The organism is Streptomyces sp. NPDC029152 (assembly GCF_055564355.1).
Window position 1 is genome coordinate 142,958 of the sequence record NZ_JBVHWR010000013.1, and the last position, 13,231, is coordinate 156,188.

The 13,231-nt window shown below is 73.9% G+C and carries 12 protein-coding genes and 1 pseudogene; 6 read left to right on the top strand and 7 right to left on the bottom strand.

Annotated elements, in window-relative coordinates:
- Nucleotides 1-31 precede the first annotated feature (31 nt).
- The 3 genes and pseudogenes from ACZ4V6_RS26185 to ACZ4V6_RS26195 all read left to right on the top strand — a co-directional run bounded on the left by ACZ4V6_RS26185 (nucleotide 32) and on the right by ACZ4V6_RS26195 (nucleotide 1,723).
- Nucleotides 32-535: a YbaK/EbsC family protein gene (locus ACZ4V6_RS26185; RefSeq protein ID WP_467831884.1), complete on the top strand. Its 504-nt coding sequence runs from the start codon at nucleotides 32-34 to the stop codon at nucleotides 533-535.
- Nucleotides 532-1,374, top strand: a pseudogene (locus ACZ4V6_RS26190) (EamA family transporter); the annotation flags it as partial. The gene ACZ4V6_RS26185 and the pseudogene ACZ4V6_RS26190, both read left to right, overlap by 4 nt.
- A gap of 73 nt (nucleotides 1,375-1,447) precedes the next feature.
- Nucleotides 1,448-1,723 (top strand): DUF1876 domain-containing protein, encoded by a 276-nt coding sequence (locus ACZ4V6_RS26195; protein WP_467831887.1) that lies wholly within the window; start codon nucleotides 1,448-1,450, stop codon nucleotides 1,721-1,723.
- Nucleotides 1,724-1,765: 42 nt separating this feature from the next.
- Here the strand turns inward: ACZ4V6_RS26195 and ACZ4V6_RS26200 are convergent, their stop codons facing one another.
- The 4 genes from ACZ4V6_RS26200 to ACZ4V6_RS26215 all read right to left on the bottom strand — a co-directional run bounded on the left by ACZ4V6_RS26200 (nucleotide 1,766) and on the right by ACZ4V6_RS26215 (nucleotide 5,624).
- Complete coding sequence (locus ACZ4V6_RS26200; RefSeq protein ID WP_467832023.1) at nucleotides 1,766-2,950, bottom strand: serine hydrolase domain-containing protein; 1,185 nt, start codon at nucleotides 2,948-2,950, stop codon at nucleotides 1,766-1,768.
- A gap of 91 nt (nucleotides 2,951-3,041) precedes the next feature.
- Nucleotides 3,042-3,800, bottom strand: a complete 759-nt coding sequence (locus ACZ4V6_RS26205; RefSeq protein WP_467831889.1) for an energy-coupling factor ABC transporter ATP-binding protein — start codon at nucleotides 3,798-3,800, stop codon at nucleotides 3,042-3,044.
- Complete coding sequence (gene cbiQ, locus ACZ4V6_RS26210; RefSeq protein ID WP_467831892.1) at nucleotides 3,788-4,549, bottom strand: cobalt ECF transporter T component CbiQ; 762 nt, start codon at nucleotides 4,547-4,549, stop codon at nucleotides 3,788-3,790. The genes ACZ4V6_RS26205 and cbiQ overlap by 13 nt, the downstream gene beginning before the upstream one ends.
- Nucleotide 4,550: 1 nt before the next feature.
- Nucleotides 4,551-5,624: an energy-coupling factor ABC transporter permease gene (locus tag ACZ4V6_RS26215; protein WP_467831895.1), complete on the bottom strand. Its 1,074-nt coding sequence runs from the start codon at nucleotides 5,622-5,624 to the stop codon at nucleotides 4,551-4,553.
- Between the two features lie 191 nt (nucleotides 5,625-5,815).
- Between ACZ4V6_RS26215 and ACZ4V6_RS26220 the strand changes: the two genes are divergently transcribed.
- Nucleotides 5,816-6,193, top strand: coding sequence for an SsgA family sporulation/cell division regulator (locus ACZ4V6_RS26220; protein WP_467831898.1), 378 nt, complete (start codon nucleotides 5,816-5,818; stop codon nucleotides 6,191-6,193).
- 21 nt (nucleotides 6,194-6,214) lie between these two features.
- On the opposite strand, the gene ACZ4V6_RS26225 is transcribed toward ACZ4V6_RS26220, so the two are convergent.
- The 3 genes from ACZ4V6_RS26225 to ACZ4V6_RS26235 form a co-directional block, all read right to left on the bottom strand.
- The gene (locus tag ACZ4V6_RS26225) at nucleotides 6,215-7,972 is read right to left on the bottom strand and encodes a penicillin-binding transpeptidase domain-containing protein (protein ID WP_467831899.1); all 1,758 of its coding nucleotides are present in this window, start codon (nucleotides 7,970-7,972) and stop codon (nucleotides 6,215-6,217) included.
- A gap of 106 nt (nucleotides 7,973-8,078) precedes the next feature.
- Entirely contained in the window at nucleotides 8,079-9,716 is a 1,638-nt protein-coding gene (locus tag ACZ4V6_RS26230; protein ID WP_467831901.1) for a penicillin-binding transpeptidase domain-containing protein, read from the bottom strand.
- 138 nt (nucleotides 9,717-9,854) lie between these two features.
- Nucleotides 9,855-11,600: a dolichyl-phosphate-mannose--protein mannosyltransferase gene (locus ACZ4V6_RS26235; RefSeq protein ID WP_467831903.1), complete on the bottom strand. Its 1,746-nt coding sequence runs from the start codon at nucleotides 11,598-11,600 to the stop codon at nucleotides 9,855-9,857.
- 96 nt (nucleotides 11,601-11,696) lie between these two features.
- On the opposite strand from ACZ4V6_RS26235, the gene rsmI reads away from it, so the two are divergent.
- Both rsmI and ACZ4V6_RS26245 read left to right on the top strand, forming a co-directional pair.
- Entirely contained in the window at nucleotides 11,697-12,545 is an 849-nt protein-coding gene (gene rsmI, locus ACZ4V6_RS26240; RefSeq protein ID WP_467831906.1) for a 16S rRNA (cytidine(1402)-2'-O)-methyltransferase, read from the top strand.
- Nucleotides 12,546-12,787: 242 nt separating this feature from the next.
- Entirely contained in the window at nucleotides 12,788-13,219 is a 432-nt protein-coding gene (locus ACZ4V6_RS26245; protein ID WP_467831908.1) for a hypothetical protein, read from the top strand.
- Nucleotides 13,220-13,231 lie beyond the last annotated feature (12 nt).

The window sequence follows — 13,231 nt, forward strand, 5'->3', positions numbered from 1 at the left end:
GCGGGCTGCGCGTACCGCTACCGTGCCGGTCATGACGACGACCGGCAGCACCCCCGACGTCCACCCCCGTTTCGCCGAAGCCCTGCGCGGGCTCGGGCTCGACGCGCTGGTCGGGGAGGTGCGGCGGTTCCCGGAGGCCACGCGGACCGCGGCCGAGGCCGCCGCGGCGATCGGGTGCGAGCTGAGCCAGATCTGCAAGTCGCTGATCTTCGCCGCGGACGGGGTGCCCGTGCTGGTCCTCATGGACGGAGCCTCCCGCGTCGACGTGGAGCGGGTCCGTGAGGAGCTCGGCGTCGAGAAGGTCACGCGGGCCAGGGCCGACGTCGTGCGGGAGACCACCGGGTACGCCATCGGCGGCGTGCCGCCCTTCGGGCACCGCGAGCGGACCCGGGTGCTGGCCGACCGGTCCCTGCTCGCGCACGAGGTCGTCTGGGCCGCCGCCGGCACGCCGTACAGCGTCTTCCCCATGGAGCCCAAGGAGCTCGTCGCCACCGCCGGCGCCACCCTGGTGGACGTGCGCGAGCCCTCGGCGTGACCCCGCTGGTCACCGCCGCCGTCCTGCTCGCCGCGGTCACCCACGCCGGCTGGAACGCCATCGCCCACCGGATCACCGACAAGCTCACCGGCTTCGCCCTGATCTCGGGCGGCGGGATGCTCATCGGGTCCGCGCTGCTGCCGTTCACGGCGTTCCCGGCCGCCGGGGCGTGGCCGTACCTCCTCGCCTCCGCCGCGATCCACATCGCCTACTACGCCCTGCTGATGCGCTCCTTCCGGCTGGGCGACTTCGGGCAGGCCTACCCGATCGCCCGGGGCAGCGCGCCGCTGCTGGTCACCGTGCTGGCGGCCGTCTTCGCGCACGAGGTGCCCGACGGGTGGGCGGCCGCCGGGATCGTGCTGTCCTGCGCGGGGCTGAGCGGCGTCGCCCTGTGGGGCCTGCGCGGACGCCGGTCCGACCGGGCGGCGATCGGCGCGGCCCTGGCGACCGGGGTGACCATCGCGGCGTACACCGTCGTGGACGGGCTGGGCGTGCGCGCCTCCGGGTCCTCCCTCGGGTACACCGCCTGGCTGATGGCGGTGCAGGGGACGGCCGTCCCGGCGTACTTCCTGTACCGTCACCGCACCCGGGCCTGGGCGCTGCTGCGGCCGCGGGCCGGTCTCGGGCTGTTCGGCGCCGTGCTCTCCGTGGCCGCCTACGCACTCGTCCTGTGGGCGCAGACCCGCGCCGAACTCGCCCCGGTCGCCGCGCTGCGCGAGTCCTCCATCCTGGTCGGCGCGGCCATCGGCGCCCTCTTCTTCAAGGAGCGGTTCGGCGCGCCCCGGATCGCGGCGGCGGGGCTCCTGGTCGTCGGGATCGGGCTGATGCTGCACACCGGACAGTGCAGGCCGGATAGTGCGTGCGGCGACGACGAGGAGCACCCTGGAAACAGGAGTTCCGGAGGTGATCGTCATGATGCACACCGCTGTGGGATGGCACGTCGAGCTGGAGTTCATGGAGGACGACCAGCACACGCGCGCGGTCGCGATGGTGCGGCTGCCCGACGGCACGGAGATACGGGCGCACGGCCACGCCAGCCGTCACCGGGTGGACCCCCAGCAGCCACGGGTCGGGGAGGAGGTCGCCGGTGCGCGGGCGCTGAACGAGCTCGCGATGCAGCTGCTGACCAAGGCGCACGGCGAGATCGACGAGGCGTCGGGGAGGATCTCCCACCCGATCCACGTCTAGCGGGACGCGTGCGGGCCGGTGCGCCGTGTCCGCCGCCGGGCCTCAGCCCGCGTCGAGCGACGCCCGCACCGCCCGCACCAGGGCCTGGGCCCGCGGATCGGCCGTCACGGACCCGCGGAAGCCGTTGGTGACGTAGCCGAAGCCGATCCCCGCCCCCGGGTCGGCGAAGCCGAGGGCGCCGCCGCGGCCGGGGTGGCCGAAGGAACCGGGGGACAGCAACGGGGACGCGCTGCCGTGCAGCATGTAGCCGAGGCCGAAGCGGGTGTTCACGACCAGGACGCGGTCCGGGCCCGCCGACTCCTCGGCGCGGGCCCGTTCCGCCGTCGCCGGGTCGAACAGCCGTACGCGCCGCGTCACGCCGTCGACCTCGCCGATCAGCGCCGCGTAGAAGCGGGCCAGGGCGTCGGCCGTGGCGATGCCGTTGGTCGCCGGGAGCGCCGACGCCCGGTACGCCGGGTCGTTCTGGTCGGGGAACGGCGTGATCGCGGCGAAGGCGCGGCGGGTGAGCGAGTCCGGGTCCTGGTAGGCCTCGGTGACGGAGCGCTTGGGGCGCAGGCGCAGCCCGCCGGAGGGCTCGGGGCCCTCGACGCGGCCGACCCGGCCGGCGCGGCCCGCGCTCTCCTCCCCGGCGGGCAGGCCGAGCCACAGGTCCAGGCCGAGCGGGCCGGCGATCTCGTCGGCGATCCACTCGCCCGCGCTCCGCCCGCCCGTCACCCTGCGCACCAGCTCGTCGAGCAGCCAGCCGTAGGTCAGCGCGTGGTAGCCGTGGTCGGTGCCCGGCTCCCAGACGGGCGCCTGGGCGGCGACGGCCTCGGGGCCCCGCAGCGGGTCGAGGGCCTCCTCGGGGGTGAGCGGACGGTCCAGGACCGGCAGCCCGGCCCGGTGGTTCAGCACGTGCCGGACCAGCACGCGTTCCTTGCCGTGCGCCTTGAACTCCGGCCAGTACTCGCCCACCGGCGCGTCCAGGTCCAGTTCCCCGCGCTGGTGCAGCAGCAGCGGCACGGCGGCGGCGACGCCCTTCGTCGCCGAGCGCACGACCTGGGCGGTGCCCCGGCGCCACGGCTCGGTGCCGTCGACGTCGCGCGTGCCGCCCCACAGGTCGACGACCCTGCGCCCGTCCCGGTAGACGGCGACCGCCGCGCCCCGGTCCCCGAGCGCCGCGAAGTTCCGCGCGAACGCGTCCCTGACCGGCTCGAAGCCCTCGGCCACCGTGCCGTGCACGTCCACGCTCGCGTCCACTTGCCCTACGTCCCTTCCCGATGCCCCGGCCCGTCGCCTGCGACGGTGGGTGCAACACCCGCCGTCCGCCTGCGATTCCTCACGTACGCGTCGTCACCGACCGCGGGTCGAAGCCGAAGGGCAGTTCCAGGCGGTGGGCGCGCATCAGCGCGTCGTCGGAGAGCAGGTCGGCGGTCGGGCCGTCCGCCGCGATCACGCCGTCGCTGAGGACCAGGGAGCGGGGACACAGCTCCAGGGCGTAGGGCAGGTCGTGGGTGACCATCAGGACGGTGACGTCGAGGGAGCGCAGGATGTCGGCGAGCTCGCGGCGGGAGGCGGGGTCCAGGTTGGAGGACGGCTCGTCCAGGACCAGGATCTCCGGCTCCATGGCGAGCACGGTCGCGACCGCCACCCGGCGCCGCTGGCCGAAGGAGAGGTGGTGCGGGGGCCGGTCCTTGAACGCGGCCATGCCGACCAGGCCGAGCGCCCGGTCCACGCGCGCCTCCAGCTCGGCCCCCTTCAGCCCGGCCGCCGCCGGTCCGAAGGCCACGTCCTCGCGCACGGTGGGCATGAAGAGCTGGTCGTCGGGGTCCTGGAAGACGATGCCGACCCGGCGCCGGATCTCCGCCGTGTTCCGCTTGTCCACGGGCAGCCCGGCGACGGTGACCGTGCCGGTGCCGCCGGACAGGATGCCGTTGAGGTGGAGCACCAGGGTCGTCTTCCCGGCGCCGTTCGGACCGAGCAGCGCGACCCGCTCGCCGCGGGCGACGGAGAAGTCCACGCCGAAGAGGGCCTGGTGCCCGTCGGGGTAGGCGAAGGCGAGGCCGGAGACCTCCAGAGAAGCTGTCACAGCATCCATCCCAGCAGACAGACGACGAGCGCCGCACACGGGAGGGCCAGTGCGGACGACCACTGCGCCCGGGACGCGCTCACCTCGTCGATGACCGGCATCGAACCGGAGTACCCGCGGCTGACCATGGCCAGGTGGACGCGCTCGCCGCGCTCGTAGGAGCGGATGAACAGGGCCCCGGCGGACTTGGCGAGCACGCCCCAGTGCCGGACGCCCTTCGCCTCGAAGCCCCGCGACTGGCGGGCGATCCGCATCCGCCGCATCTCGTCGGTGATGACGTCCCCGTAGCGGATCATGAAGGACGCGATCTGCACCAGCAGCGGCGGCAGCTTCAGCCGTTGCAGGCCGAGCAGCAGTTCGCGCAGCTCGGTGGTGGAGGCGAGCAGGACGGAGGCGGCGACGCCCAGGGTGCCCTTGGCCAGGACGTTCCAGGCGCCCCACAGGCCGCCCACGCTCAGCGACATGCCGAGGACGTCGACCCGCTCGCCCTCGGCCACGAACGGCATCAGCACCGCGAACGCGACGAACGGCACCTCGATCAGCAGCCGCTTGAGCAGGAAGGCGGCCGGGACGCGGGCCGCGCGGGCCACCGCCGCCAGCAAGGCGGCGTACAGGCCGAAGGCCCACATCGCCTCGCGCGGGGTCGACACCACGACGACCACGAAGGCGAAGGCCGCGGCGAGCTTGGTGTGCGGCGGCAGACCGTGCACGGGGGAGTGCCCGTGCCGGTAGAGCCGGTGTGCGTGTCCCGCGCCCATCTCAGGCGCCCGTGCCGCCGGCGGTGCCGGCCGTCGTGCTGCTCGGCGAGGTGTCGTCGGCGCGCCGCCTGCGCACCGCCCAGAACACCGCGCTGCCCGCGACGACGGTGACGCCGACGCCGATGACGCCCGCCAGACCGCCGGAGACGCGGGTGTTCGAGATGTCCTTCACGCCGTAGTCGGCGAGGGGGGAGTCGGCGCTCGCGTGCTCCTCGGTCTTCTCGTCGATGCCCTTGTCGGCGGCGACCTTCTCCAGGCCGTCGGGGCTGGCGGAGGCGTAGAAGCTGACGAACCCGGCGAGGAGCAGGGAGGCGACCAGGCCGGTGATCCACACCTTGCGCGGCGAGCGGGCGGCGACGGGCGCCGGGGCCGGCGCGGCGCCGGGGGCGTCGACCAGTTCGCCGTTCACCCGCAGCTTCAGTCGCTGCTGGAGCCCGCGCGCGCCGTGCACGAGGTCCGGGCGCACGGCGATGACGGCGCCGACGGTCAGCGCGGTGATCGCGGCCTCGCCGATGCCGATCAGGACGTGCACGCCGACCATCGCGGTGGCGACCTTGCCGATGGCGACGTCGGTGGTGCCGCCGATCCAGTACAGGAGCGTGAAGGCGAGAGCGGCGGCCGGGACGGAGACGAGCGCGGCGACGAAGGAGGCGACGGTGACCGACCGGCGGGTGCGCGGCAGGACCTTCACCAGGCCCCGGAAGAGGACGTAGGCGACGACCGTCGTGACGATCGCCATGTCGGTGATGTTCACGCCGAGCGCGGTCAGGCCGCCGTCCGCGAAGAGGATGCCCTGCATGAGCAGGACGACGGAGACGCACAGGATGCCGGTACAGGGGCCGACGAGTATCGCGGCGAGCGCGCCGCCGAGCAGGTGCCCGCTGGTCCCCGCGGCGACGGGGAAGTTCAGCATCTGCACCGCGAAGATGAACGCCGCGACCAGGCCCGCCAGGGGCGCCGTCCGCTCGTCCAGCTCGCGCCGCGCGCCGCGCAGGCTGACCGCGATGGCGCCGGCGGCGACGACCCCGGTCACGGCGGAGGTCGGGGCGTTGATGAATCCGTCAGGTACATGCACGGATCGATGATAGAGGCTTGTTGCGAACCCCTTGCAAGAGCGACGGCCTCGTTATCTCACATGTGAGATGGATGACCGTGCGGTGCGGGGATGGCGCACTCCCGAAATGTGACATTCAGAAAATATGGGACATTGGAGGAGGGGTGGACGCACGGCTTCCGCACCGGTGACAGAGCGTGAAGGGCGATCCGATGTCCGTTGTCGAACAGTACGCACGAGCCCACATCCTGACGGACGCGGACCTTCCTGACGAGGACGGCGGCGGCGCCATCCCGGTCGTGCTGCGCTACGACCCGGACCACGACCCGCGCTCGGTGTGCGTGGGACTGCCCGGCCGGGGCCCCGGTTCCGGCGCCCGCGAGTGGAGGTTCTCCCGGGACCTGCTGGAACGGGGGCTGCGGGCGCCCACCGGAAGCGGGGAGGTGCGGGTGTGGCCCTGCGGGCGGGTGCAGACCGTCGTCGAGTTCCACTCCCCGCAGGGGTGCTCGGTCGTCCAGTTCGAGACCAAGGCGCTCGTCCGGTTCCTGCGCCGCACCTACGCGGTGGCGGCCGAACCGGTCCCGCACTGAGCCGCCCGCCCGCCCGTCGGTTCAGCCGCCCGCCTTCAGCAGCGCCGCCACGATGGGTCCCGCCGTGTCGCCGCCGTGGCCGCCCTGCTGGACCACGCCCGCCGCGGCCAGGTCGCCCCGGTACGCGGTGAACCAGCCGTTGGGCTCGTCCTGGCCGTCGACCTCGGCGGACCCCGTCTTCGCGCCGACCTGACCGCTCACCCCGGCCATCGCCTCGGCCGCCGTACCGTTCGTGGCCGTGTAGGACATCAGCTCGCGCAGCTGCGCCAGCGTGGACGCGGACATCGTGCGGGAGGCCGTGGCCGTTCTGCGCCCGTCGACCGACGGAGCGACCAGGTACGGCTGGTGGAAGGTGCCCGTCCGCACGGTCGCCGACACCGACGCCATGTTCAGCGGGTTCATCCGCACCCCGCCCTGCCCGATGAGGGAGGCGGCCATCGGCGCCGCGCTCTGCACCGGCACCGAGCCGTCGAAGGTGGGCACGCCGACCGCCCAGTCGTTCCTCGACAGGCCGAAGACCTGCTGGGCCTGCTCGGTCAGGTCGTCGTTCTCCAGCTTCGGGGCCTGGCTGATGAAGGCGGTGTTGCAGGACCGGGCGAAGGAGGCCTTGAACGTGCCGTTCTCGATCTCGAACTCGTCGTCGTTCTGGAACTTCCAGCCGCCGTAGTCGAAGTACTTCGGGCACGGGTGCGGCTCGTCGGCCGACGCCAGGCCCTTCTCGATGAGCAGGGAGGCGGTGACGACCTTCATCGTGGAGCCGGGGGCGAGCGAGCCCTGGAAGGCGGTGTTGAAGCCGTGGCCGCCGTTGGCGACCGCGAGGATCTCCCCCGTCGAGGCACGCAGCAGCACCACCGACGCCCGCTTCTTGCCCGCCACCTGCTGCTCGGCGGCGGCCTGCAGGGCCGGGTCCAGGGTCGTCGGCACCGTGCCCGGCGTGCCCTCGCTCAGCTCCAGCAGGGTCTTGTCGGACGCCTTCGCCGCCTTGGACCCCTCGCCGCGGACCACGCGCAGTTCGATGCCCGCCGCGCCGCCGGCCTTCTTGCCGTACTTCTCGCGCAGCCCGTCCAGGACGGTGCCGAGCGAGGGGTACGCCGCGGCGGTGATCTCCCCGCCGTCGCGGTCCAGGGCCTTGACCGGGGGCGTCCCGGCCTCGCCGGTGACCAGCGTGTCGCCGTCCTTCAGCTCGGGATGGACGACGGCGGCGTGCCAGTCGACGCGCGGCTCGCCGTCACCGGCCCGGCGGACGACGGTCAGCGCGCTGTCGTAGGCGAGCTTCCCGGTGACCACCTCGCCGTGCCCGGGAGCGCCTTGCGGGGTCCCGCCCTGCGCGGTCCCGTCCTGCGGGGCCCCTTCCCGGGCCCGGGCCTCGCCCCCGTAGGTCACGGTCGCCTCGACGGAGAACGGCACCTCGGCGCCGGCCGGGGTGCCCGGGGTGAGCGTGACCCGCGTGACGTGGGCGTCCTCCGTCCAGCCGGTGAGCAGCGCCGTGGCCGCCCCGGCGTCGTCGGTCGCGGCGGCCGCGCCGGCGACGTCGCCCCGCTGCCAGGCCGTGAGGAACCGACGGGCCGCCGTGGTGACCTCGGCCGCCGTGAGCGGGCCGGTCCTCACCTTCTCGCCGGCCGCCGCGGACGCCGGCCGCCCGGTCTCCTCGGCCGCGGCCCCGCCGCCGTACAGCGCCCACGCGCCGACCCCCGCGCCGCCCACGACCACGGCGACCACCCCGCCGATCAGGGCCGGTCTCGTCTTCCGTCGCCCGGCGACGGCCCTTCTGCTGCCCACTCTCGTCCCGTTCCTCCGTGTCACCCGGAATGCCCGGGATCCTGCTGCCGCCCGCTTGCCGCGACGGCGACCACCCTAGGGGGTGCCCCGTCCCGCCGGACCGTGCTCAGCCGCCGGCCCGCAGCACGGCCGCCACGATCGGACCGGCCGCGTCACCGCCGTGGCCGCCCCGCTCGGTCATGGCCGCCGCCGCGACGTCGTCGCGGAAGCCGGTGAACCAGCTGTTGGACGTGGTCTGCCCGTCGACCTCGGCCGAGCCGGTCTTGGCGCCGATGTCGCCGCCGAGCCCGGACATGGCGTTCACGGCGGTGCCCTGGGTCGCGGTGAGCCGCATCATCTGCTTGAGCTGGGCGGCGGTGCCCTGCGGCAGCCCCTCGGCGGTGGCCAGCCGCCGGCCGTCCAGCTCCGGCGGGACCAGGTACGGCTGGCGGAACTCGCCGGTGATGGCGGTCGCCGTCACCGACGCCATGTTCAGCGGGTTCATCTGCACCTGGCCCTGACCGATGGCGTTCGCCGCGCGGTCGGGGCCGCCGACGGCGGGGACGCTGCCGTCGAAGGAGACGATGCCGGTCTGCCAGTCGTCCCGGCCCAGTCCGAACCGCTCCTGGGCCTCCTGCGTCAGCGACGAGTCGCCGAGCGGGTCCTCGTCGATGAGCTTGATGAAGCCCGTGTTGCAGGACCGCATGAAGGTGCCGGCGAGCGTGGCGCTCAGGTCGGCCTTCATGCCGGTGAGGTTCTTGAAGGTCTGGCTCTGCCACATCGCCGTGTCCGGGCAGGGCGCCGGACCGTCCATCGAGGTCACGCCGTTGTCGATGAGCATGGCCGCGGTGATGATCTTCATGGTGGAGCCGGGGGCGACCCTGCCCTGGAAGGCCGCGTTGAAGCCGTCCGCGCGGTTGTTGGCCACGGCCAGCACCTCGCCGGTGCTGGGCTTGACGGCGACCACGGAGGACTCGTCGTACGTGCCGACCGCCCGCTCGGCCGCCGCCTGCACGCTCGCGCTGAGCGTCGTCCGCAGCTTGCCCGGCCTGCCCTCGCTCACCGTCAGCAGCGGGGTGTCCGGGGCCCGGGTCGCGGTGTGCCGGATCGCCAGCTCGACGCCGGGCGCGCCGCCCGCCTTGTCGCCGTACTTCTCGCGCAGCGTGGCGAGGACCGGGCCGAGCGAGGGGTACTTCTCCTTCGTCAGTACGGCGCCCTCGCGGTCCGTGGCCTGGATCTGCGGGGTCGCCGACTCCCCGGTGACCAGCGTGTCGCCGTCCTCCAGCCGGGGGTGGACGACGGCCGGGTCCCAGTCGACCAGCGCCCGTCCCGTGGTCCGCCCGCGCACCACGGTCAGCTCGCTCCGGTACGTCAGCGGCTTGGACACGCCGTCGTAGGAGACCTTCGCCTTCACCGTGAACGGCACGGTCATGCCGCTCACGCTCACCCGGCCGGGCGTGATCTCGACGCCGGTGACGTGCGCGTCCTCGCCGTAGGCCGTCAGCAGCGCCCCGGCGCCCACGGCGTCGTTCGTGTACGAGGCCGCCGTCGTCGCGTCACCCTTCTCCCAGGCGGTGAGGAACTTGTCCGCGGTCTCCTTCACCTCGTCGCCGCTCGGCGGCCCGCTCTTCGTGGCCGCCCCGGCCGCGCCGGAGCCCCCGCCCCCGTCCAGCGCCGTCGCGATGTTGTAGGCGCCGTACCCGGCCCCGCCCACCATCACGGCGAACACGCCGCCTATGACGGCGGCCTTCACCCCTCTGCCCATCGGCAGCCCCCTCCCCGTCGGCCTCCGCACGCGCTTTCTTGAACGCGTTCAGAAGTAGTTGTGGGTTGCACTCTAGGTGCGGGGAGTGATCCGCGGTACGGGTGTTCCCGGATGTTGTCCGAATGAGATGCGGCCGGGTCAGACCCAGGTGTCCAGCCACATCCGCGCCCGCCACTGGTCCATCGGGATCGCCGTGCCCGTGTACAGGGGCCAGAAGTAGATGAAGTTCCAGGCGATCAGCAGCACCAGCACGCCCGCCCCCGTCGCCCCCGCCACGCGCCGGGTGTCGCCGCAGCCCGGCCGGCCCACGACCGCCCCCAGCAGCATCGCCACCGCCAGGCACAGGAAGGGCAGGAAGACGACGGCGTAGAAGAGGAAGATCGTGCGCTCCTGGTACAGGAACCAGGGCAGGTAGCCGGCCGCCAGCCCGCAGGCGACGGCGCCCGCGCGCCAGTCGCGGCGGAAGGCCCAGCGCCACAGGACGTACAGCAGGGCGAAGCAGCCGATCCACCACAGCAGCGGCGTGCCGATCGCCAGGACCTCGCGGGCGCACTTCTCGCCCGCGTCGGCCGGGCAGCCGTCCGTGCCGGCCCCCGGCGACTCGTAGAAGTACGAGACCGGGCGGCCCAGGACGATCCAGCTCCACGGATTGGACTGGTAGGTGTGCGGGGACGTCAGGTGGGTGTGGAACTCGTACACCTGCGTCTCGTAGTGCCACAGGCTGCGCCACCAGTCCGGGAAGAGCCACGACCAGGAGCTCGTCCGGCCGTCGGCCGTCGCCCAGTTGCGGTAGTAGCCGCCGGTGCCGTCGGAGGCGGAGAGGATCCAGCCGGTCCAGGACACGACGTAGGTGACGACGGCGACCGGCACGGTCGACAGGAACGCCCAGCCCAGGTCGTGCCTCAGGACCGCCAGGTACGGCCGGCGGGCGCCCGCGACCCTGCGGGAGCCGACGTCCCACAGCACGGCCATCACGCAGAACGCCGCCATGATGTACAGGCCGTTCCACTTGGTGGCCGCGGCCAGGCCCAGCATCACCCCCGCCGCCAGCCGCCAGGGCCGCAGGCCGAGCCGCAGCGTCCCGGCGACGTGCGCGTCCGGGCGGACCCGGCCGTCGGCGTCCGCGGGCAGCGCGGCGGCGAGCTTCCCGCGGGCCCTGTCGCGGTCCACGACCAGGCAGCCGAACGCGGCCAGCACGAAGAACATCAGCACGCTGTCCAGCAGCGCGGTGCGGCTCATCACGAAGTGCAGCCCGTCCAGCGCCATCAGCGCGCCCGCCAGACAGCCCAGGAACGTGGAGCGGAACAGCCGGCGCCCGATCCGGCACAGCAGCAGCACCGACAGCGTGCCGAGCAGCGCCGTCATGAACCGCCAGCCGAACGGGTCGAACCCGAACACCAGCTCGCCCAGCCCGATCACGTACTTGCCGACCGGCGGATGGACGACGTACGCCGCGTCCGACGGGATCGGGACGTGCCCGCCCGAGTTCAGGATCAGGTCGTTGGCGTTCTTGTCCCAGTTGACCTCGAAACCGCGGTGGACCAGCGCCCAGGCGTCCTTGGCGTAGTACGTCTCGTCGAATATCACCGCCTTCGGGCTGCCCAGGTTCCAGAACCGCAGCACGCCCGCCAGCAGCGTCACCAGCAGCGGGCCGCCCCAGCCGGACCAGCGCCCGACCCGGTCGGCCGCCGTCTTCGACAGGCCGAGGAAGGCCCACAGCCGCGGGCCGGGCCGCGTGTACGGCGGCACCAGCCGGTCGCGGACGTCGCCCGCGGGCAGCCCCGCCGTGTAGCCGAAACGGCGCAGGCGCTGCTGCCAGGCGGGCCCCTGGCCGGACGGGGCCTGGTCCTGCCGGAGGTCCGTGGAGGACGCGGTACTGGTCACCGCGCCATCGTAGGGAACCGTTCCGTGCGCGTCCCGCGCACGGCCCTCCCCGGTCCGGATGCGTCCCCGTCCGTCCGCCCCTGGGAGGATGGGGGTGTGACTGGAACCCTTGTACTGGCGGGCACCCCCATCGGCGACGTCCAGGACGCCCCGCCCCGGCTCGCCGAGGAGCTCGCGGGCGCCGACGTCGTCGCGGCCGAGGACACCCGGCGGCTGCGCCGGCTGACCCAGGCGCTGGGCGTCACCCCCAAGGGGCGCGTCGTGTCGTACTTCGAGGGCAACGAGTCCGCCCGGACGCCCGAACTGGTCGAGGAGCTGGTGGGCGGCGCGCGCGTGCTGCTGGTGACCGACGCCGGCATGCCCTCGGTGTCCGACCCGGGCTACCGGCTGGTCGCCGCGGCCGTCGAGCAGGACGTCAGGGTCACCGCCGTGCCCGGCCCGTCCGCGGTGCTCACCGCGCTCGCGCTGTCCGGACTGCCGGTCGACCGCTTCTGCTTCGAGGGCTTCCTGCCGCGCAAGGCCGGCGAGCGGCTCGGCCGGCTGCGCGAGGTCGCCGGGGAGCGCCGGACCCTCGTCTACTTCGAGGCCCCGCACCGCCTCGACGACACCCTCGCCGCGATGGCCGAGGTGTTCGGCGCCGACCGGCGGGCCGCCGTCTGCCGGGAGCTGACCAAGACGTACGAGGAGGTCAGGCGCGGCGGCCTCGGCGAGCTCGCCGCGTGGGCCGCCGAAGGGGTGCGCGGCGAGATCACCGTCGTGGTCGAGGGCGCCCCGGAGACCGGGCCCGAGGAGGTCGGCGCCGAGGAGCTGGTGCGCCGGGTGCGGGTGCGCGAGGAGGCCGGGGAGCGGCGCAAGGAGGCGATCGCCGCGGTGGCCGCCGAGGCGGGCGTGCCCAAGCGGGAGGTGTTCGACGCGGTGGTGGCGGCCAAGCACGCCGGCGCGTGACGACGGGACGCGACAGCGCCCGCGCGGGCGACCGGGGCCCCCGCGCGCCTGCGCCCCATGGGTGGGCAAACAGCCTGTCCTCCAGGCAAAGCCCCGGCCCGCCCACCGGGCACGCTCGGGCAAGGAACGCCCAAAACGCCTCCAATACTCGACAGGACCGGTGCGTTCCTGTCAGGTGAGGCGTCCACTGGACCAAGGGGGACGTACCCGTTCCCGACGTCCAGCGGACAGCAGGAGCCGGCATGAGCGAGATCACCGGACGGACCGGCCGACGGGCCGGAGCCACCACCGTCGTCCACGAGTCGTACTCCTTCGCCTGCATGCGGTGCGGGCACGGCTGGGAGCAGTCGTTCGAGATAGAGCACCACAGGGACGCCGGCGGCCGCGAGTTCGTGCTCTACGTGGCGGACGGCCGCATCGTCCCGTCCCCGCTGAGCCGGCCCACGTGCGCCAGCTGCGACAACCACGTCGTACGGATCATGCGGCCAGGACGCGTCGCCTCGGTGCGCGGCACCGGACACGGCGCGCACCGGGTGCCGCCGGCCGGACCGGTGGAGGTCCCCACGGTGCCCGAGCAGCCGGGACCCGGGACGCCGGGGATCTCGTCCGGGTACCGGCACCGGCACCTGTCCGACCTCCTCCAGGCCCTCCACCTCCAGCGCAGGGCGAGCTGACCGCCCGGCGGC